Source organism: Sphingomonas kyungheensis, assembly GCF_037120395.1.
Taxonomy (GTDB): domain Bacteria; phylum Pseudomonadota; class Alphaproteobacteria; order Sphingomonadales; family Sphingomonadaceae; genus Sphingomonas; species Sphingomonas kyungheensis.
Genome location: NZ_JBBBDM010000020.1, coordinates 13560 through 35106 on the forward strand (window position 1 = coordinate 13560; position 21547 = coordinate 35106).

Genomic DNA, 21547 nt, shown 5'->3' on the forward strand with positions numbered 1-21547 from the left:
CGAATGGTCATCGCGCGAGTGCGATCAACTGGGCAAGGCCATTGGCGCCCGTCTTTGCGACGATCGAGGCCCGATGGTCCTCGATCGTTTTGGGACTGAGCTCGAGCATATCGGCGACCGCCTTGTTGCTATGCCCTTGGACGAGCAATTCAAAGACCTGACGCTCTCGCGCAGACAGGGTCGCGGTACGGGCGCGCGCACTGCGCTGTTGCCGGGACCAGGCGACCCCCTCGGCGACCGCATCAAGGAGGCGTGTCTCGTCCAGCGGCTTCTCGAGATAGTCGAGGCCGCCGTAGCGACGGACTGAGTCGACGGCATTCGCAGTCGTCGGCCAAGCCGTCATGAAGACGATCGCGACGGCAGGATCGATGGCCCGCACCCGGTCCGCAAAGCCGAACCCGTCGAGATCACCCATCATGATGTCGGTGACGATGCAGTGCGCCTGCGCATCTGCATAAAACGACAACAGCATGACGGGATCGAGGAACGGTTCGGCTGCATAACCATGGCGTCCCAGCAACCGCGCGACGGCTGCGCCCAGATCACGGTCATCATCGACGACATAGACGGTCGCGCGATCTGATTGGTTCGCGGAATGTGTCATGCGGGGACTCCTGCGAGCGGGAGCGAGAGGGTCGCGCGTATGGCGCCATCGCTCTGGGTGATGCGATCGACCGTCCCGCCGTGCGCTTCGACAATTGCGCGGGCAACAAGGGCACCGACGCCCATGCCGGGTTTTGGCGTGCTTCGATCCGAACATCAGTTCGCGACGGTTACAACGACCTGGTCGTCGTGACGGTTTGCCGACAGCACAACGTGACCGTCGCACGCCTGCACCGCGTTACGAACAAGATTGATGATTGCCTGCGCCAGCTCGATCTCCTGAGCCAATACGACGAGGTCAGGATCGATCGGGACGACCTCCACAACGACGCCCGCTGCCTTAGCCTCGGCAGAGGTCAGCGCTGCGACGTTCTCGATCAGCGCGGATACGGGGAGGGCGCTAGGTTCGTCGACCGCTCTCCCCCCGAAACGGCGCAGGCGGCGCACGAGCGTCGACAGCGCCGCTGCCTTTCGGTCAATGAGGGCTGAAGTTTGCGCAATCTCCGGATCGGCAGAGACGGTGATCTCGTGGAGGTGTTTCGCCTCGATGGCTAATGTGGAAAGCGGCTGACTGATCTCATGGATCACCGCAACCGACATCGCCCGCAACGTCTTGAGGCGTTCCGCCTGGAACAGCAGGCGGTCGCGGCGCGAAAGATCGGTCTGAGCCCGTGCCTGCGCATCGGCGAAGCTGCCGGCGAGGTAACCGACGACTACGATCGAGGCGAGACTCATGTGCAACGCGAGCCGTTCGGCGACCGACATGCCGGTGGCGGTGTACGGCAGGACGATGGCCGCCACGATCAGGATCGCCCACCAACTGGCGGTACGCCCGAACCGCAGGCCAATCCACGCAACGGCGAGCAGGGCAGGGGTCGCGGGAGTACCGAGGCCGATACGGACAAGCGAGAGGCTGGCCACGATGGCCGCTCCGAGTACCGCGGCAGCTTCCCCCAGTGCAGCAACGTGTCGTGCGGCCGGACGATACAGGACCAGCGTCCGGTCCTGCGCAGCCTGTATGACCCAGAGCAACGGCGGAGCAACCAGCAATACCCCGAGCATGTCGCCAACGGCGAAACCGGTAAGCGACGCCAGTGTCTGCCGCAGGCCGACGACACCGGTCAGCTCGGGACTGAGCAAAGACCAAGGCAGCGAGACCATGGCTGCCGCGACGGGAGCCGTCACGGCGGCCAAGCCCAGCGGCATAGGCGCGACGCCAAGGCTAGAACTTGACCGGGCCGCAAGGTGGCGGACCAGCCAGACTACGATGCCGTAGGTCAATGCAGGTCGCGCGACGCCGATCGAAGCCGTAAGCCAGCCGGGCTGGCCTGGGACGATGATGCCGGCGATCGTCTGCACGACCAATTCCATCGCGATGAGCGAAATCGTCAGCCGCGGTCCACGGCTCCACAGTAACGCGAGTCTGACACCCGCTGCCGGATAGAGCAGCGAGTAATAACCCTGACCGCCCCAACCCGCAGCGATATGATGCGCACAGGCGAATGCCAGGGCATAGCCGGCGATCCACGGCAGGTCGCCGAGACGGGGTATTGCTGCACTCGTTGCGGTTCGAACCGACGGAGCAAGGGGAAGGAGCGGCAACGGCATGAGCACTGCCTAGCTGCATCGCACCTCCAGATACTATCGGGGAAAGTCCCGGATGTGTCGCCGTGTCCGGATGGCGTCGCGCGGTCAGGGATCTACCCGCAACCGCCATCGTTGAATTCGCTTATTCGGAGCTTCAAGGCGGCAGTTTCAATCGATGGGAACATAGGTCCGGTTAGGCGAAAGCCGAATATTGGCCGAACGGCCGAATTTGGGTCTCAAGGTAGCGGATGATCCCATATGCATCAGCTGAAATTCGGCACGCTGAGATGAGCAAGTTTTTTACCGGTGCGGTCCTACCAGGCGGCGCATGCCCCGACGGATACGTTCACATGATCTGCTTTCCCTTCTAAGCGACGAGGCAAAAAGGAGGTCGGGAGATCACGCGACCAACTGGGCCTCGATCATAGGTCCGCTGCACACCTTGCCACGCGCGAAGGGCCTGGAGACGTATGGACGGTGATACCGGGCGGAACCCCTCAACAGCGGGCAACAATCAACGACGCAGTCAGGATCGTGTCCGCTGTTCACCCGGCAGTAAAATCAAGCTGACGGTTATGGTGAGGGCAGCGGCAACGTGAACGAACGGCTAAAGTTGGGCGGCGGGACAAGGGCCCTAAATGGCCGGATGTGGGTCAGGCCGTAGCTATCAGCGGTGTGCCTCCAAGCGCGGCGAGCGTGCCGGTAACGCCTCGGTCGATGATGACCAAGAATACACGCTTCGCGGCCTGAACATCGCCCGTACGGCTGAACTCGGCGTGGGCACGAAGGAACGCAGTGCTCCACGCCGAGGCGATCAGCCCAGCGGCCAAATGTGCGAGGGCATTATCGTCCCAGTCATGATGCTCTTCCTGGAAGAGGGCGGCCAGATCTTGAACGAAATGGTCGCGCATCTGGCGTCCGCGCGCCTTCAACGTCTCGCTGGCCAGGGCCGTCTCGACGAAGGCCTGCGTATGTTCAAACAAGGGAAAGGTCTCGGACGGCTGTTCGATCATCTGGTGGGCCAGTGCGCCCAGCGCTTCGATCGGCGAGGTTCCTGACGGGCGCGAACGGATTGTGTCGAACGCCAGATTGCGCGCATCCTCTTCTCGGTCGAAGAACATGTCCTCCTTGCGCGGAAAGTGATTGAACACCGTCATGCGCCCGACATCGGCAGCGTTCGCGATCTCGTCGATCGTTACCTGATCGAACCCACGATCCATGAAGAGGCGGGTTGCGACGTCGGATATGGTCTGGCGGGTCGCCAAGCGCTTCCGGGTCCGTCGATCCATCCCAGCATCCTTCACTATATTGCTCATTAAATTATACTCGGTATATATCGATGTCATATCCAGTTTGGAGATGCCCTCATGGTTCCGTCAACCCGCGACGCGCTTAACTCTCGTTCCGACTACGGTGCCGTCCTCATCAGCGGTGCAAGCTTTGCCGGTCTAGCCACCGCCTATGGGTTGAGGCGGCTTGGCTATCGGGTCACCATCATTGAGGCGGCACCGGGGTTGCGACGTGGTGGCACACCCGTCGACATCGAAGGTGAGACGATCGATATCCTGAAGAGGATGGGCCTCATCGACCGTGTCAGGGCCAAGGCGCTGCCGTCTCGCCGGTTTGCGTTCAAGAATGCGGATGATTCCACCCTGGGTTCTATGGGAGTTGGCGGCGATCAAGCCTCGGAGGTACGGTATGAAATCCATCGCGATGACCTGCTGGACATCTTGTTCGATGCGGTGGCGGACGATGTCGAGCTGCTGTTCGGCCGGTCGATCACGGGGCTCGTCGAGCGCGCGGACGGGGTAGCGGTGGCTCTGGACAACGGCGAGCAGCGTGACGTCGCGGTGGTCGTCGGGTGCGACGGCAACCGGTCGAATACGCGGCGGTTGGTATTCGGCGGTGGCGATCAGTTCACCCATTTCATGGGCGGGTATTTCTTTCTGAAAGTCGTGGCGGAGACCGGGTTGCTCCCCGCCGATACGACAGAGGTTTTCCGGACGCCCGGGCGGATGGCGATGCTCAACGGCTATGACGATCGTACGGACATCGGCTTCGGTTTTCGGACGGAGAGCGAGATCGCCTATGATTATCGCGATCGGGCGCAGCAGCGTCGGTTGATCAAGGACCGGTTCGGCGATCTGGGCTGGAAGGTGCCGGCCATGCTCGCGGCCGTCGCTGGGGACGACGATTTCTATTTCGACCGGATCAATCAGATCCGGATGCCGTGCTGGTCGCGTGGCCGGGTCGTGCTGGTGGGCGATGCGGGGTATTGCGTCTCGCCGCTCGCGGGCCTCGGCGGTTCGATGGCCATCATCGGCGCGGGTCGTCTGGCAGCAGCCCTGGAGCGCTATCCCTACGATCATGCGTCTGCGTTCTATCACTATGAGGACGGGTTGCGGCCGTTCGTCGAGCAAATTCAGGAGCGGGCGGCCAACGACGGCATGTCGACCATGTGTCCGGCGGACGAGGATGAGCTTGCCGAGCGTAACCGAGAGATCGCCGCAGGCGATATGGGTTGGTAGCCTTCTCGCCAGGCTGCGTTGTTGCGGCCTGATGAGTCGCGCGCGTGATGGGCTCGATCGTTCACCTCTCGCGCATGAGGTTACCCGTTGGCAACATGAACAGACGGCAGAATTTGGGAAGCCAAAAACAAGCCTCGAATGACCGCAAATGGGTCAAGAAGAGCGGGTAGCGTGCCGTTTGACATACAGAATGTCGTAATTGCTGACTTACTAGCCGATACCACGCCGTCGGTGATGCTCATCGTTTATGCGGTGAAAGTCTCCGGTTCAGCAGCATGAAGCGTGCCTGCATATCGCGGAATGTCAGATTCGCATCGACATCTGTGTAAACACGCATTGGTCGCCCAGCGGCGTACTCGGTATAGCGGCCATCAACACCGAGACGCGGCGTCGGGATTTGGGTATAGCGGCTTGACGATGGGTCAGGCGCAATAGGCGGAACCAGGGCTGTCAACGTGACGAGAGGGCTATCACCAAGCACAAGGGCGTCGGTGTGCAGCAGCGCCGGCGCACCCGGAATTGCAGCGATCCGCGCCGCCATGGCCTCTACCCGGCCACTGAGGTGGCGGCCGAGTGGTCCTCCCTCTGCCATCGCGTCGAGTTCGGCCGCGGATAACAGCATGCGACGGTAAGCCCCCTCGGGCACCTGCCAAATCGGAATGTCGGACTCGTTGAAAATGATCTGCGCCGCGATCGGATCGCACTGCAGGTTGAATTCCGGCGCCGCTCCCTCGGGCAAGGCGTTCGTCACGCCCGGTGGAGTTTTACCGCCGATCCAGACGAGGCGCAGGCGACGACCGATCCGGGGCTCGGCGCGCCAGGCGAGGGCGAGTTCAGTGAGACTCGCGCCGGCAGCATAGATCAGCGGACGCGCCGGATCGCCGCGCATCGCTTCGGCCACGATGCTGGCGGTTGCGGCGCTTGGGAGAGAGGCGGTGCGGCTGGACAGAGGGCCCGCGGCACCTGCAATCGGAGCGCTTCGCAGGGACAATCGCATGACCCGGGCAAGCGTCGCGGCCTCGGCCGCCGACTCTTGAGCAGATCGACTGCCGCCAAAACCTGAAGGTAGATGCGACCCGATTATAAGGGGGATCGACACGCCGTCGCACAGGAGATGGTGGGCAAGCTGGAACAGGCCGTCCGGATCGCCGGAAAAGTCGTTGTCGACGATGACGCGCGCAACGGGCTCTGCAGCTCGGGCAGGCCGGGGAAGGATGGTACCAGCCCCGGCGGCTAGCAGACCGCCGATAATGGTTCGGCGATTGGACGTTACCGCCATGTCGCTCATGCGAGCTCCGCGTCGACGCCTACGGGAACCGTGAAGGTATTTGGATCAGTGCCGAGGGGAAAAGAGAAACCGGCCGTCGGGCTACCCGCCATTGACCACAGGTCCGCGGCGTTTCCGCCGCTGCTGGTCTGCACCCATCGTGCCGTGCCGCTGAGCACTTCGGTGGCATAGGCGGTGCCGACCGGCAGGTTGATCGCATCGCCCGCGGTCAGCCGGTGCTCGCTGCCTCCGATCGTCACCACGACCAGACCGTCGAGCACGTAGATGAAGACGTGCGTTGCCGCATGGCGCAGCGCCGGCATCGACGCGCCGCGCCCGCCTTCGATCACGCGCATGTCGACGAGATCGCCAGTCAGGGCGTTGGTCAGCATCGTGGTCGCAAGGTGCCCGAGCAGGCTGTGGCGCTCGCCGAAGCCGGCCTCGAGGAAATAGGCGGAGGTGTCGGTGGGCAGCTGCTGGTCGGCGGCACCGATCGGCGTCGCATCGGCGTAGACCGGACTCTCGACCCGCATGATGCGGTGCTTGCCCATCGCCGGCCCCATGCGTGAGAAATCGAACGGATGCCCATCGGCAGGCAGCCCGGTCATCCCCCAGACCTCGCCAGCATCAACGAAGAACTGCTCCCAGCCGCCGGGTGCGACGATTCCGAAGAACTGCGTGCGCGGCGCGACGCTGCGGTAGCTGTGCGTAACGCGCGGCGGCACATAGGCGAAATCGCCCGGGGCGAGCACGCGCGACTGGTCGTCCGCCCACACCTGCAGCCGGCCGCGGGTGACGAACCAGGTGTCGTGTTCGCGCTCGTGCCAGTGCATCGGGATCGGTCCGCGGTCCAGCGGACAATCGGCGACCACGGCGCCAAACCCGCCCCCGGTCTGCTCGACGCCGGCAAGCGTGCGGATCACCTGACCGGCGACAAGGTGGGACAGTCCGGCGCCGGCTCGTAGCACATAGGCGCCGGAAGCGGGCAGGCTGCCAGAAGTGGCTATGTCGATCATGGCGTCCTCTCGTTTATTTCAGGCGAAGGGAATGGCGAGCTGCGCCGCCTTGCATTCCAGCGTTTTAGGCGGCGCGATGCCCCATTGGTCACTGCGTCCCGGCGGCCATGTCCAGTCCTCAGGACGGCCAACGCGGTAATCATCGTCGACCTGCAAGACGTCTGCGGTATATTCGATGACGATGCCGAACGGATCGACGAAATAGGCAAAAACATTGTTGCCGGGGCCATGGCGGCCAGGCCCCCAGCCGATCGGAAAATGGTGATCGACCATCCGGCCCGATGCGCGCATCACACCCTCCCATGTCGGCATCTGAAAGGCGACGTGGTTCAGCGTGTTGACCGGCGCGTCGGCGATGACGATCGAGTGGTGATCGCTATTGGTGCGGACGAAGGCCATCATCTTCGATCGATCGGTCAGCGTGAAACCGAGCGCCTCCGCGTAGAACGCGACGTCTCGCGTGACGTCGTCGCTGTTGAAATTGACATGGGCGAGCCGTTCGGGTCGATCCGGGGCTGCCGGCAAGGGCGAGACTGGCGTGTCGCTCTGGACCAGTCGGATGGTCCGACCCTGTGCATCCCGGACAGCGAGCATCGATCCACCACCGGGCTCATCCGTCGCCGCCAACGGCTGGATCAACTCGGCACCTTGCTTGATCATCCCTGCGGCGAGTGCCTCGGCATCGGCGCCGGGAGCAACGCGGAACGTCATCGACCGGATCGCCGGCGTCGATCCGGAGTGCAGGCCGAGAAGATAGGCGTCGGAACCGGTGCCGCGCAGCCAGACGACGTCCTCACCATGGTCGGCGATCGCGAGGCCCCAGACATCGGTGTAAAAAGCCGCCGCGGCGGCAAGATCGGGTACGTCGAAGTCGACGCTGCGCAGACCCGTGATCGGAAATTTCTCGCTCATCGCCGCGCATCTCTCCTGCCGCCGGTTCGCGGCACGACAGAGTATGGCGGCACGCCGCTATATGTGGCAAATACGCATTCTTAGGAGAAGCATAGGCCCGTCCTATGGAACGGAAAGGTTGCGTATGATCGATCCCCGCCTGATGCGCACTTTTCTTGCAGTGTGCGTCGAAGGGTCGATCAGTGGTGCCGCGCGTAGCCTGAATATCTCACAGCCGTCGGTGTCGGTTGCGATCGCGCAGTTGGAACGCAGTTTGAAGACGCGTCTTTTCGCGCGCGCTCGGCAGGGAATTACCCTCACCGAGGCGGGCGAGGCGCTGAGGCGTCGGGCGGAGATGATGGAGGTGCTCTTGGTGGATGCGCAACGGGCTGTCGCGCTGGCCGAAGCCGGCATTCGCGGCCCCTTGCGCATCGGCGGCACGCCGGGCGCGCTGGTCAGCCTCGTCCCCGCCGCGATCATACGAATGGAACGGTCCGACCATATGGCGTTGACTGTAATCGAGCGCGCCGATGCCCAGCTCATCGACCTGTTACGGCGTGGTGAGATTGAAGTCGCGGTGGTGACGACGGGGATCGAGGCACCACCCCCTGACATCAATGAATGGTCGATCGCGCGCGATCCCTTCTCGTTGATCGTCGGACGGCTGAATGACGGACTGGGGCAGAGCGTGTCACTTGCGGAGGTTGCGGATTTGGGGTGGGTATTACCGCAAGCGGCCGGCGCCTTTCACCGCCAGATCGAAGCCTTGTTCCTCGCCTCGGAGACGCCAGTACCGGCCGACGTCATTCGCTGCGACTCCCTCCTGACGTCGAAAGCGATCGTGCAGCAGGGGCGCCGCGTCACCGTCCTGCCACGCGGCGTCGTCGAACCTGAGGTACAGTCTGGCCTGTTGAGGGCGCTGCCGATCGTCGGCGTACCGATCACCCGAAGCATCGGCATCCGCACGCTGCGCGGCCGTCAGCTCTCCAGATTGGGACAGGACTTCTTCGACGCGATCACCGACGAGTAGCATAGGCGGAGACTATGGATATGCAAAAAAGCAATATTTTACATTATCCCTAGAGCAGATCACTTTCTCCTCACCGCCAGGAAGAGCGCTCGGAGAGACGAACTGATGACGCACGATTGCCGCCCGTATCAGTCTCTGCGTCATGGCGGCGGTCGGTGAGCGCACAGACTCCCGCCTTCGACATCGCGATCATCGGCTGCGGCCCGGTTGGTGCGCTGGCGGCCAATCTGGCAGGCCGTGCGGGACTGTCGGTGCTGGTAATCGATCGTGACGCCAACCCGCATCCCTTACCTCGCGCGGTCCACCTCGACCATGAGATGATGCGCCTGTTCCAGGATGCCGGCCTGGCTGATACCATCGCCCCGACCATGCGCGAGACGCAGGGGCATCTCCACGTCGGCGCTGATCACGGCGTGATCCGCTATATGGGCACGGCGGGTCGGCCGAAGCCGTTCGGCTGGGCCAACGACTACTTCTTCTATCAGCCCGAGCTTGAAGCGGCGCTTCGCGACGGCCTCAGCCGCTTTGCGCAGGTCACGCAGCTGATGGGGGTCGAGCTCGCCGCCTTCGAGCAGGACGACGATGGCGTTACGCTGCAACTCGCCGGCGAACACGGCGCGATCGAGCAGCGTGCGCGCTGGGTGATCGCCTGCGACGGCGCGCGTAGCGTGGTGCGCAAGACGCTCGGCATCGTGCTCGAGGACCTGCACTTCGAGGAGCCCTGGCTGGTCGTCGACGCCGAGGTCGAGGGTCCGGTCCGCTTCCCCGATCTGTGGGGTGTGCCAGACAGCGCCGACATCCAGCAATTGTCGGTGATGATGTGCGATCCGGCGCGCCCGGCGACGATCGTCCCCGGGCGCGGCACGATGCGCCGCTGGGAGTTCATGCTGCTGCCAGGCGAGGACGACGACGGGATGATGCGTGCCGATCGCGTCGCAGCGCTGATCCAGCCCTATCTCGGTGAAGTCCCCCATAAGCTGGTGCGCGCGACGACCTATCGGTTCCACGGCCTGATCGCCGAGCGCTGGCGGGATGGCCGCGTCTTTCTCGCTGGGGACGCGGCTCATCAGACGCCGCCCTTCTTCGGTCAGGGCATGTGCCACGGAATGCGCGACGTCGCCAATCTCGTCTGGAAGCTCGAGCGGGTGATTGGCGGGATCAGCGCTGCGGACCTGCTCGATTCTTATGCAGCGGAGCGCGACCCTCATGTCCGCAGCGTCGTCTCCGCAGCGATCGACGCGGGGCGCTACATTTGCGAGCTCGACGTCGATCGCGCCGGGCAACGCGACGCGGCGATGCGCGAACGCGCGCGCTGCGGGCAGGGGGGGACCGCAGCGGACCTCATTCCTGCCTATCGCGACGGCGTGCTCGCGTTCGACACGCCTGGTGCGGGTGAGCGTTTCGTCCAGCCGCAGGTCGGCACGCGACTGCTCGACGACGCCTTCGGGGGGGGCTGGCGTCTGTTCGTGACGGACGACGGCATGGGCAGCAAAGCCGACGGCTTGAACGGGATCACCGTCGTATCGGTGGCGGACGTGGCGGACGACGGCACGCTCTCGCGCTGGCTCGCGGATCGGCATGTCCGCGCGGTCCTGGTTCGCCCTGATCACTACGTCTTCGGGACCACCGACGGCGACATCGCCGGCTTGGTCCGATCCGCCGAGATTCACCTCCACTCCGTCAGGCAGCCCGCCGAGACCCTTCAGGAAGGAACAGCCTGACCATGGCCTTTGTCAGTTTTCGCCGCGCCGACGGCACTGCAAGCTACGGCAGAATTGAGGGTGACCGCATTCTCGATTACGGCGCGGCCGCGGGCGCTCCCGCTGACCTGAAGGCCGCGATCGCAGCGGGTACGCTTGCCAGGCTCGACCATCATGGCGAATTGGCGTTGGCCGACGTCACCTTGCTGCCGGTCATTCCCAATCCCGGCAAGATCCTATGCGTCGGCCATAATTACGAGAGCCACCGCCAGGAGACCGGGCGCGCCAAGGTCGATCACCCGTCCATCTTCACGCGCTTCGCCGACACACTGGTAGCGGATGGGCAGCCGATCATGCTGCCGACGGTGTCGAGCCATCTCGATTTCGAGGGCGAACTGGCGATCGTTATCGGACGCGGCGGTCGGCACATCACGGAGACCGACGCGCTCGATCATATCGCCGGCTACGCCTGCTTCAACGACGCCAGCCTGCGCGACTGGCAATGGCACACCACGCAATTCATCCCCGGCAAGAACTTCCCCCGCACCGGCGCCTTCGGTCCCGCCCTGGTGACGCCCGACGAAGCCGGTGAACTCGCCGACGTCCACGTCGTCACGAGCCTGAATGGCGACGTCGTCCAGGATCAGCCGATCCGCGACATGATCTTCCCGATCCCGAAGATCATCGCCTACGTCTCCGCCTTCACGCCGCTGTCGTCCGGAGACGTGATCGCGACCGGTACGCCCGGCGGTGTGGGCGCCAAGCGAGAACCTCCGTTGTGGATGAAGGCCGGTGACCGGGTGGGAGTCGCCATCGGCCCGATCGGCACCTTGACCAACGAAATCGAGAACGAACGCCAGACCGGCTGAACCGGCGGCACCCCATAGGAGAGGAAAACATGAAGCTGACGATCCAGATCGCGCTTGCAACGACGGCGATGGTGGCATTCTCAGGCCCAGCCGCCGCCCAGCAAGCGGCCACCGCCGAACCGGCCGCCGTACCGCAGGATGGCACCACCACTGCCACGCCCGCCGAGCCCGAAAGCAGTGATATCGTCGTAACGGCACAGCGGCGCTCCGAGCGCGTCGTCGATGTGCCGATCTCGATCACCGTTGCGAACCAGGCACAGCTTGAGCGTCAGCAGGTCAACACCGTCAACGATCTCGCGCGTATTTCGCCAAGCCTCGAAATCCAGCAGGCGCCGGGTCAAAACACCGGTGGCGGTGGATCACTGCGCGGCATCGGTACGCAGACCTTCTCGGCGGGTGCGGTTGCCTCGGTCGGCATCGTCGTCGACCAGGTCAGTCAAGGCAATGCAAACATCGCCGATCTCTTCGACGTCGGCCGTATTGAGGTACTGAAGGGGCCACAGGGAACGCTGTTCGGCCTGACGACGTCGGCCGGCGTCATCAACATCACCACCAACGCCCCCGATCCCACGCGCTTCAGTGCCCGCGTGCGCACCGAACTGTCGAATGAAGGCACGTTAGGCTCGAAGTTCGGCAACCAAATCGTCCAGGGACTCGTCAACGTACCTCTGAGCAGCGATGCCGCAGTGCGTATTTCGGGCTTCGGCAATTTGCGGCAGGGGCCGAACCGCAACGCGACGACCGGTGATTTCAATGACAGCGATCGTTATGGTGGCCGCGCCCGGCTGCTGTGGCGACCAACCGACAAGCTGACGTTCAATCTGATCGGCGACTACAGCCGTTCGCGCGCCGAGAATGGCGGTGACTTCTTCACCTTCGTCCGTGCTGGTGGCCCCGGCGCGATCTTCGGCGGTGCCGCCTTCGATGCGACCGGCATCACCGCACGCCTCGCCAGCTGTGGGGTGACTGTCGGCGAGGGCAACCGCGATTACTGCACCAGCCAGTCCTACGTCGGCCGGACGAAGGTCTATGGCGGCTCGTTCCAAGTGGATTATGAGGCGACGCCCTTCACGCTGACGTCGGTCACCGCCTATCGCCGGAGCGAGGAAACAGGCTTCGGTGCCGCAACCGACGTTTTCCGCGCTGACCCACTCGAACTACAGGTCGCCAACGGGCCGGTCAATCGCCGCACGAGCCTGTTCACGCAGGAGTTCCGAGCATCGTCGCCGGCCAATCAGTTTGTGGAATATACCGTCGGTGCCTTCTTCTCGCGACAGATCCAGAACCGAGATCCTGAAACCCTCGCGGTCACGCTGATTCCAGCTCCCGGCGTGCAGATCCCGATCTCCCAACAGCCGGGCGCGACCGATCGGATCATGGACGAGTCGCTCGCGGTATTCGGACAGGGAACGGCCCACCTCACCAATGCACTGCGGCTGATCGTCGGTGGCCGCCTGACCAGCGCCAAGCTCTCGCTCGATCGCGTCAATCTCGCCACGCCCGCGACGCCCAACTACTTCCAGCGCTTCAGCACTGAAGTCGTATCGTATCGCGTCGGCGGGCAATATGACCTCGGTCGTAACGCGATGTTCTATGCGACCGCGTCGCGCGGCTTCAAGGGCGGCCAGATTGCGACGCCGACGCTGCCGCTACTCCCCTATGTCGTCCGACCTGAGATCCCTACCGCCTACGAAGCGGGGATCAAGGCGACGCTGCTGCAGGGCTGGGTACTCGACCTCAATGCCTTCTACCAGAAGATCAAGGATTTCCAGGCGCAGCAGTGCACGATCAGCACGACCGCAACCCTGTCTTGCGTCCAGACCAACATCAGCGGCGTGAAGTCACGCGGCGCTGAGATCAACCTGTTCGGGCGGGTCGTCGACGGCTTGTCGATCAACACCGGCTTCATCTGGGCCAAGGCGACCTACCCCAAGAACTTCCTCGGCACCGATGGTACCAACATCGGCGATACCCAGCTCGCCTATGCGCCCGAGTACAAGTTCACCTTCTCCGGTGAGTACGAACGCACGGTGACCAACAGGTTCAAGGCGTTCCTCGCCGGCGACACGGTCTGGAAGTCGCGCGTCCGCTACGAGGCAAACTCCCGCGCCGAGACGACATTCCGGCCGCACTGGCTCGTCGGCGGTCGTGTCGGCGTGCGCACTGAGGACGACCGGTATCAACTGGCGCTGTTCGCGCGTAATCTCTTCAACGTGCATGAACCGCAGCTCATGCAGAGCGACTTCCCCTATGGCGGCGCGACGAATGTCGGTGCGATCTACGGCACGCAATCCTATCGGCAGATCGGCCTGAGCCTGGACGCGAAATTCTAGGCCGGTTCGGGGGAGACAGGACATGATGCAGCCGGCAGACGCGCGTGAGACTATCGCCGCGCTGGGCGTCGAACTCGGCTCGGTAGTGTTGGCTGCGGTGCACGACCTCTTCCGGGTGGAGCAGGACCAGCTCGCCGCGGCGCAGCCGGTCGCTGCGGCCGATCTCGCCTACGGCCCGGATCCGCGCCAGCGGCTCGACCTGTATCTGCCGCAGGACGACAAACGCGATCGCCCGATCCTGCTGTGGGTGCATGGCGGCGGCTTCGTGCGAGGTGAGAAGGCGTCGGCAAGCCATCCGTTCAACGCGCATGCCGGGCGATGGGCCGCGCGCCACGGCATGGTGGGAGCAGTGATGAACTACCGCCTCGCTCCGGACCATGGTTGGCCGTCCGGGGGCGAGGACGTCGGCGCCGCCCTCGACTGGCTTGCCGCTCACGCTGGGGAGTATGGTGGCGATCCGGCTAGGATCTGCGTCATGGGGACATCCGCGGGCGCGGCGCACGTCGCGACGCATCTGCAGATGCGCCAGGACAGCACGGCTGCGGCCGCCGCGGTACTCCTGTCCGGCCTGTACGGCTTCGCACCACTGGAGGAGCGCGATCGCCTTTACTTCGGGCGGGCGACCGAGGAAGCAGGGCGCAGCGTCGCTGCGGCAATGACCGTGTCAACTCTCCCGATGCTGCTCGCCTGCTCGCAATATGATCCGCACCGCTTCCAAGCGGAAACACTCGGCCTGTGCGCCGCGCGGTTCGCGCATCACGGGCGGCTGCCGCGCGTCTTCTACGGCTCCGGGCATAATCATTTCAGCCTCGCCTATCATCTCGGCACCGCGGACACGCGGCTTGCCGACGAGATCCTCGCCTTCATCGGAGAACTGCCATGATCCTCGACCGTCGCAATTTCATCGGCGGCACCGTCGCGACGACGGCCGTCGCTGCGGTCCTGCCGGCTGTCGCGCAGCCACGCGGCACCGGTTCCTTCCCGAAGGGCTTCCTGTGGGGCGCCTCGACCGCGGGGCATCAGATCGAGGGCAACAACGTCAACAGCGACCAGTGGCTGCTCGAGAACGTGACGCCGACGATCACCGGCGCACGGTCTGGCGACGCGGTCAACAGTTTCGAGCAGTGGCCAGCCGACCTCGACATGGTGAAGCAGATCGGGCTCAACAGCTATCGTTTCAGCCTGGAATGGGCGCGGATCGAGCCGGACGAGGGACACTTCTCGCTCGCGATGCTCGATCACTACAAACGGATCATCGAGGCCTGCCGCGCGCGCGGCATTACGCCAGTGCTGACCTTCAACCACTATACGACGCCGCGCTGGTTTGCGGCGCAGGGCGGCTGGCTGCATCCGCAATCCCCGGCGCTGTTCACCCGCTTTTGTGATCGTGCCGCACGTCATTTGGCGGCGGACGTCGGGATGGCCACGACCTTCAACGAGCCAAATCTCGCCAAATTGCTGCCGCTAGTCTTGCCGCCCCAATTTGTGGGCGGATTGCGCGCCAATCTTGCAGCCGCGGCACGGGCCGCAAACGTGCCCAAGTTCGTCGTCGCCAACACCGTATTGCCCGAGGATGTGCCCAGGGTCACCGCCAGCATGCTGCAGGGACACAAGAGCGCGCGCGACGCGATTAAATCGGTGCGCCCGGATCTTCCTGTTGGCGTCAGCCTGGCGATGGCCGACGACCAGGCAGTCGGGCCCAACAGCCTCCGCGACTCAAAGCGCGCCGAATTGTACGGCGAATGGCTGGAGGCGGCGAAGCACGATGATTTCGTCGGCATTCAGAATTACGAGCGCAACATCTGGGATGCCAAAGGCAAGGTCGCTGCACCGCCGGGCGGCCCGCGCAACTTCCGCGGCGCAGAAGTCTATCCGCCATCGCTTGCCGGCGCGGTCCGCTATGCTCACCAGGCGACGGGCGTACCGGTACTGATCAGCGAACATGGTGTCGGCACTAATGACGACAGCGTGCGAGCAGCGCTCATCCCAGCGGCGTTGCGAGAGCTCAAGGTGGCGATGGACGAGGGGGTGCCGGTGAAGGGCTACCTCCACTGGTCGCTACTCGACAACTACGAATGGGGAGCCGGCTTCGACGAGGGCCGGTTCGGGCTGTGCGCCGTTGATCGCACAAACTGGAAGCGGACGCCTAAGCCGAGCGCCGCAGTCTATGGCGCCATCGCACGGCGGAACGCAATATGAAGGCCGGCTTCGTTGCGCTTGGCCTTTTGATCTCGGGTGCAGCTCAAGCGCAAGCGAGGGGTGACGATACCGGCGGTACCACCGCTGCCGCGACCGACGCGTTGGTCGACGGCTTTCGCGATCCACCTGCCTCCGCCCGGCCACGCACGTGGTGGCATTGGCTGAACGGCAATATCACCGAAGACGGGATCGCCAAGGATCTCGCCTGGATGAAGGCGATCGGGCTCGGCGGGGTACAGGCATTCGATGCCAATCTGATGACGCCCCAAGTGGTGAAGACGCGGCTCGCCTATATGAGCCCTGCCTGGAAACAGGCTTTTCGCTTTGCCGCAACGACGGCGCAGCGGCTCGACCTGGAACTGGCGATCGCGGCATCGCCGGGCTGGAGCGAAACCGGCGGGCCTTGGGTGCCGCCGGCGGACGGCATGAAGAAGCTCGTGTGGAGTGAAACGGATGTGATGGGAGGACGTCGCCCGACTGCGCCGCTTGCCGCACCGCCGAGCGTCACCGGGCCGTTTCAGTCGCTGCCGTTCTTCGACTCGCTCGCTGAATTCGATGCCAAGGCGGCCGGCTCGGCGCGGGGGCAATTCTATGCTGATGTCGCGGTGCTCGCCTATCCGTTGACCGTCGCCGACGCGGCGAGGCCGAATGTGATGGAGGGAGCGAGCGGTGATCTCGCCGCCTTGGTCGACGACGACCCCTCGACGGCGGTGGCCCTGCCACGGGGCACGACTAGTGCGCCAGCCGTGCTGACGCTGCGCTATGCCGCGCCCGTCACTCTCCGATCGGCGACTATGTTCATCCCGCGGGCCCTGCCTGCGTTCGGCGATCCGGAATATCTCCCGATCCTCGAAGCGCAGGTGGACGGCGGCTGGCGGCCCATCGCATCGCTGCCGCTCGCTAACGTGCCGACGACGGTCGGCTTCGCCCCGGTAACCGCCCGCGCGTTTCGGCTCGTCCTCTGCCCCAATACGAGGCCCAAGCGCGTCGGGCTCGGCGCGCCGGCCCCAGGCGCGCAGATGGAGGGCCTCTTCCCGAGTGCCCCGCCGGCGGCCACGCTCGCGATCGCGCAACTGCGCCTGTCCGCAGAGGCGAAAGTCGACCGTTTCGAGGCGAAGGCCGGCTTTGCCACGGTCATCGACTATGACGCGCTAAGCCGCGATACCCCCGACATGGCGGGCGTCGATCCGGCGCGGGTGATCGACGTGACGCGGCACATGAGTGCCGATGGAACGCTCGACTGGACGCCGCCCGCCGGCCGCTGGCGGATCGTGCGGCTTGGCACATCGCTGCTGGGCACGACCAATCATCCCGCAAGTCCTGAGGCCACCGGATTGGAGGTCGACAAATATGACGGCGCCGCGGTGACGCGCTACCTCGATCGCTATCTGGATACCTACCGCGATGCGGCGGGAGCCGAACTGATCGGGGACAGGGGCGTGCAGGCGCTGGTCACCGATAGTTTCGAGGCGGGCGATGCCAACTGGACGCCGCAAATGATCGCCGCCTTCCGGTCGCTGCGGGGCTATGATCCGGTGCCATGGCTGCCGGCATTGACCGGGGCGGTGATCGGATCGCACGTGCGAAGCGACAGGTTCCTGCGCGATTACCGGCAGACGCTCGCCGACCTTCTCGCTCGTGAGCATTACGGCACGATCGCCAAGGTCGCGCATGGCCGTGGCCTCAAGGTCTATGGCGAGGCCCTGGAAGACAGCCGGCCAGCCCTTGGCGACGACATTGCGATGCGCGCCTATGCGGATGTGCCGATGGCGGCGATGTGGACCTTCCCGCACGGCGGTGACCCTCGTCCGACGTTGATCGGGGATATACGCGGTGCCGCGTCGGTTGCGCATCTCTATGGCCAGAACCTCGTGGCGGCGGAGTCGATGACGTCGGGCTTCTCGCCATGGGCGTTCGCGCCGGCGGACCTGCGCCACGTCATCGATATGGAATTTGCGCTCGGAGTCAATCGACCGGTCATCCATACCTCGGTGCATCAGCCCGTCGACGACAAGCAGCCCGGCCTATCGCTCGCTATCTTCGGCCAGTATTTCAACCGGCACGAAAGTTGGGCCGGCATGGCGCGGCCATGGGTCGATTACATGGCGCGATCGAGCTATTTGCTCCAGCAGGGTCGTGCCCAGGCGGACGTGGCCTATTTCTTCGGTGAGGAGGCGCCGTTGACGGCGCTCTACGCGCAGGCGCCCCTCGCTGATGTGCCGGTGCGCTATGGCTATGACTTCGTGGATGCTCCATCGCTCGTGTCGGTGCTGGACATGAAAGACGGGCTGCTCACAGCGCGCAGCGGAGCCCGGTACCGGGCGTTGTACCTGGGCGGCAGCTCGGTGCGAATGACGCTGTCGACGCTGCGGCGCATCGCCGAGCTGGTCGATGCGGGGCTCACCGTGATCGGTGAGGCGCCGACCGGCTCGCCCTCATTGCAGGACGATCCCGCCGCCTTTGCCGCGCTCGTCCGCCGCTTGTGGGGCAGTGGTGCCGACACGCAGGTCGGCAAGGGACGGGTGATCGCTGGCCGCGACGTCGAGGCGGGGCTCGCCCATATCGGTGTCGCACCCGATATGGATTACGCCGGCGCGGGAGCCGGAGGACCGCTACTCTTTGCGCATCGTACGCTGCCCGATGGCGAGGTGTATTTTCTTGCCAATCGCGGCACGACGCCGGTGATGCGGGACGTGCGCTTCCGTGTCGCGGGGCGCATGCCCGAACTCTGGCACGCGGACAGCGGCACGATCTCGCCGGTATCATACCGGACCGAAGCCAGTCGGACGGTCGTTCCAATCATGCTGGGTGCAGAGGAGTCGGTGTTTGTCGTGTTCCGCCGCCCCGCCGAGTCTCCTTCCGTCACAGTCCCGGCCGCCGCGTCGCGCGTAATTGCCAGCGTTACCGGGCCTTGGACGGTGCGCTTCCAGTCTGGGCGAGGAGCGCCCGCGGAGACGCACCTTGCCACCCTCGCGCCGCTCGACCGCAGCGCCTCTCCGGGCATTCGCTATTTCTCCGGAGTGGCGACGTACACGAACGAGAGTGTCGTACCTGGCGCCGCTCGTGTCGAGCCGCGGTTCCTTGATCTCGGCGCAGTCGGCGACGTCGCGGAGGTTCGCGTCAACGGTATCGCGGTTGGAACCGCCTGGCACGCGCCCTACCGTCTGGACGTCACCATGGCGCTGAAGCCCGGCCGGAATTGGATCGAGGTGCGCGTGGCCAATCTCTGGGTCAATCGGCTGATTGGCGATGCGCAGCCCGGTGCGACCAAGGTCACATGGACGGCGATGCCCGCCTATCGCGCCGATGCCCCGCTACGGCCTTCGGGGCTGATTGGTCCTGTGACGCTGGTGGCGGAAACCGCACGATAGTCGCTGCGCATCACGGTGCCGCGATCAGCCAAGGATGAGGAACATCCATGCTAACAACGTGCGTAGCGAGTCCCCAATGCCGATACAGGAATCGCGCGGTCCGATGACAGCGGCGCAGCGCCGCTATCTCGCGGTCGAGACCGTTATCGGCGCGACCATCAACGCGATCCTCAGCGCGGCGTTCGTCTTCATCGTCTTTGGCGGTCACGCGACCGTGCCCGTGTGGGGACCCGGGGGCCTCGTCCTTGACGCCGTTCCGCAGACGCTGATGGTGTCGTTGATGAGCATGCTCGTGCCGGGCCTGCTGACCCGCAAACGCCTGATCGCGGGGAAGGTCAATGGCGCGGCGCTAGCGACGGTCGGGACGATCGTGCGCCGATCGATCCTCGTCGCTGTCCTCTTGGCGGGTGCGCTGACCGGGCTTCAGTCCGTTCTGTTCAGCTTCGGCCCGCCGCGTTTAACGTTTGGCGTCGTCCTCGCTGCCAAGGTGTTGTACGGTGCGATCCTTGGTGCAGCCGTTGCTGGCTACGGCGTCCGCCGTCTTCTGGTCGGGGTGACAGCGTGACCCTCTCGGCCGGGCTCCTTTTCTCCGACCGAATTGAGGCGTTGCTCGATGGTCGCGTCAAAATCCCGGGGGTTAAGCTGGATATTCGCTGTGTCGAGGCGCAGACGCTGTTCCGCTCGGTGCTGCGCGACGCGGCATGGGATGTCGCTGAACTGTCGATGGCAAGCCACATCGCGGCGGTCGGCGCCGGTAGGCGCGACTATGTCGGTCTGCCAGTCTTCCCCTCGCGCGCCTTCCGCCACCCCAACCTCTATGTGCGCACCGACCGTGTTCGTGCGCCGGGGGACCTTGCCGGTCGCGCGATTGGATTGATCGATTACCAGCAGACTGCGGCGCTGTGGGTACGCGGGCTGCTCGCCGACGACCATGGCGTGGATCGGCGTTCGGTGGAATGGGTAACCGGCGGTCTGCACGTGTCCGTAACCACCGACCGGGCGCCGTTTAGCCCCCCGCTTGGTATCTCCATCCGCCGTACAGCCGAGACGCTCGACGCGCTGCTACGGCGGGGCGAGATCGACGCGGTGATCAGTCCGACCGCGCCCGCCGCCTACGCCGATCCAGATGTCCCCGTTGGACGGATGTGGCCCGACCATGGCCGGGCGCAGCAGGAGTGGTGGCGGCGTACCGGTATCTTCCCGATTATGCATGTCGTTGTGGTGAGACGCGCGCTGGTCGAAGCGAATCTCGACCTGCCGGCTCGCTTGACGGCGGCTTTCAGCGAGGCCTTGGCGCTGGCGCAGCGAGATGTCCTTGAACGCGACTACCCGAAGATCGCGCTGCCGGGTCTCCCCGCTCTGATCGAGAAGGCGACGATCGGTTACGGTCCGTCGCTCTGGGACTACGGCGCCGACCACAATCACGCCGTGCTCGAGACAATGCTGCGCTATGCTACGGAAGATGGCCTAACCCCACGTCCGTTGTCGGTCACCGAACTGTTTGGCTAAAGATGCGCCGCTTGTGCTAGCACAGCCTCGAAGAAACTTTGCCACACGCGGTGATGAAGAGGAGTTGGGCGTTTATCGATTTCTGGAAGCCGCACAGATCAGCAGGCCATGCGGCGATGGACACAGCAGTAGTATGAACGAACGGCAAAAAGTGGGACGCCAATAAAGCCGCCGGAGTGGCCGCTTCTGGGTCATCGTATCGCGGCCTTGCGATTATCGATTATTCGGACAGAGGGTTGCAGGCGCCGAGTTAACGCCGTCATTATTTCGGGCTGCCTCCATAAGCCGAGGCGCGCCATTCGACACAGAGATGTCGTTCATCCACCGAACAGTTGCGCCAGTTTCACGTCGATACGGACGCCGAGCACGATGGCGCTTGGAATGTTGGTCGTGCGCTTGGACGCATAAATTGGATCGGGATTGATGACATATTGTACGTTGGGCAGAACACGCAGACCCGGCAGGGCGGCCCAGCCGTAATTGATCTCGCCGACGATCTCGTCGTGGTGCGGCGCGCCGGTGCCGCCCGCCTTGGCGCGCAGGTCGCGCAGATAGTCGATCTGCTGGTCGCTGAAATGGGTGTTGGAGACGATGAACCCGATCGTGTCATTGTCCTGGCCCTTGAACGTCCCGGTCTTGACGAA

At 64.4% G+C, this 21547-nt stretch carries 17 protein-coding genes; 10 read left to right on the forward strand and 7 right to left on the reverse strand.

Annotation, left to right across the window (positions count from 1 at the left end; translation table 11 throughout):
- Positions 1 to 7 precede the first annotated feature (7 nt).
- From V8201_RS18425 to V8201_RS18435, 3 genes are all read right to left on the reverse strand, one after another.
- Positions 8 to 604, reverse strand: coding sequence for a response regulator transcription factor (locus tag V8201_RS18425; RefSeq protein WP_271299861.1), 597 nt, complete (start codon positions 602 to 604; stop codon positions 8 to 10).
- Between the two features lie 155 nt (positions 605 to 759).
- On the reverse strand, positions 760 to 2211 hold the full coding sequence (locus tag V8201_RS18430; RefSeq protein ID WP_336546208.1) for a sensor histidine kinase: 1452 nt from the start codon (positions 2209 to 2211) through the stop codon (positions 760 to 762).
- A gap of 632 nt (positions 2212 to 2843) precedes the next feature.
- A complete protein-coding gene (locus V8201_RS18435) occupies positions 2844 to 3506 on the reverse strand; it encodes a TetR/AcrR family transcriptional regulator (RefSeq protein WP_336546209.1) in 663 nt (220 codons plus the stop codon).
- Between the two features lie 51 nt (positions 3507 to 3557).
- Here V8201_RS18435 and V8201_RS18440 point away from each other — a divergent pair, with 51 nt between their 5' ends.
- Complete coding sequence (locus V8201_RS18440; protein WP_336546210.1) at positions 3558 to 4718, forward strand: FAD-dependent monooxygenase; 1161 nt, start codon at positions 3558 to 3560, stop codon at positions 4716 to 4718.
- A gap of 238 nt (positions 4719 to 4956) precedes the next feature.
- On the opposite strand, the gene V8201_RS18445 is transcribed toward V8201_RS18440, so the two are convergent.
- The 3 genes from V8201_RS18445 to V8201_RS18455 are packed head-to-tail and all read right to left on the reverse strand — an operon-like array spanning position 4957 to position 7913.
- A complete protein-coding gene (locus tag V8201_RS18445) occupies positions 4957 to 6006 on the reverse strand; it encodes a nucleoside hydrolase (protein WP_336546211.1) in 1050 nt (349 codons plus the stop codon).
- The gene (locus V8201_RS18450; protein ID WP_336546212.1) at positions 6003 to 7001 is read right to left on the reverse strand and encodes a cupin domain-containing protein; all 999 of its coding nucleotides are present in this window, start codon (positions 6999 to 7001) and stop codon (positions 6003 to 6005) included. The genes V8201_RS18445 and V8201_RS18450 overlap by 4 nt, the downstream gene beginning before the upstream one ends.
- An 18-nt stretch (positions 7002 to 7019) precedes the next feature.
- The gene (locus V8201_RS18455) at positions 7020 to 7913 is read right to left on the reverse strand and encodes a VOC family protein (protein WP_336546213.1); all 894 of its coding nucleotides are present in this window, start codon (positions 7911 to 7913) and stop codon (positions 7020 to 7022) included.
- A 124-nt stretch (positions 7914 to 8037) separates the two neighbouring features.
- Here V8201_RS18455 and V8201_RS18460 point away from each other — a divergent pair, with 124 nt between their 5' ends.
- From V8201_RS18460 to V8201_RS18500, 9 genes are all read left to right on the forward strand, one after another.
- Positions 8038 to 8922, forward strand: coding sequence for a LysR family transcriptional regulator (locus tag V8201_RS18460; protein WP_336546214.1), 885 nt, complete (start codon positions 8038 to 8040; stop codon positions 8920 to 8922).
- 155 nt (positions 8923 to 9077) lie between these two features.
- Entirely contained in the window at positions 9078 to 10643 is a 1566-nt protein-coding gene (locus V8201_RS18465; protein WP_336546215.1) for a bifunctional 3-(3-hydroxy-phenyl)propionate/3-hydroxycinnamic acid hydroxylase, read from the forward strand.
- A gap of 2 nt (positions 10644 to 10645) precedes the next feature.
- Positions 10646 to 11491 (forward strand): fumarylacetoacetate hydrolase family protein, encoded by an 846-nt coding sequence (locus V8201_RS18470; protein WP_336546216.1) that lies wholly within the window; start codon positions 10646 to 10648, stop codon positions 11489 to 11491.
- A 29-nt stretch (positions 11492 to 11520) separates the two neighbouring features.
- Positions 11521 to 13824 (forward strand): TonB-dependent receptor, encoded by a 2304-nt coding sequence (locus tag V8201_RS18475; protein ID WP_336546217.1) that lies wholly within the window; start codon positions 11521 to 11523, stop codon positions 13822 to 13824.
- 22 nt (positions 13825 to 13846) lie between these two features.
- Positions 13847 to 14707, forward strand: a complete 861-nt coding sequence (locus V8201_RS18480; RefSeq protein WP_336546218.1) for an alpha/beta hydrolase — start codon at positions 13847 to 13849, stop codon at positions 14705 to 14707.
- Positions 14707 to 16023 carry a family 1 glycosylhydrolase gene (locus tag V8201_RS18485; protein WP_373276504.1) on the forward strand — a complete coding sequence of 439 codons (1317 nt, stop codon included), beginning with the start codon at positions 14707 to 14709 and terminating at the stop codon, positions 16021 to 16023. Before V8201_RS18480 ends, V8201_RS18485 begins: the two co-directional genes overlap by 1 nt.
- Positions 16020 to 19394, forward strand: a complete 3375-nt coding sequence (locus tag V8201_RS18490; protein WP_336546220.1) for a glycosyl hydrolase — start codon at positions 16020 to 16022, stop codon at positions 19392 to 19394. The genes V8201_RS18485 and V8201_RS18490 overlap by 4 nt, the downstream gene beginning before the upstream one ends.
- A gap of 76 nt (positions 19395 to 19470) precedes the next feature.
- Positions 19471 to 19959: a hypothetical protein gene (locus tag V8201_RS18495; protein WP_336546221.1), complete on the forward strand. Its 489-nt coding sequence runs from the start codon at positions 19471 to 19473 to the stop codon at positions 19957 to 19959.
- Positions 19956 to 20903 carry a substrate-binding domain-containing protein gene (locus V8201_RS18500; RefSeq protein ID WP_336546222.1) on the forward strand — a complete coding sequence of 316 codons (948 nt, stop codon included), beginning with the start codon at positions 19956 to 19958 and terminating at the stop codon, positions 20901 to 20903. Before V8201_RS18495 ends, V8201_RS18500 begins: the two co-directional genes overlap by 4 nt.
- 317 nt (positions 20904 to 21220) lie before the next feature.
- On the opposite strand, the gene V8201_RS18505 is transcribed toward V8201_RS18500, so the two are convergent.
- The coding region (locus V8201_RS18505; protein WP_336546223.1) for a carbohydrate porin at positions 21221 to 21547 on the reverse strand (327 nt) is incomplete at its 5' end.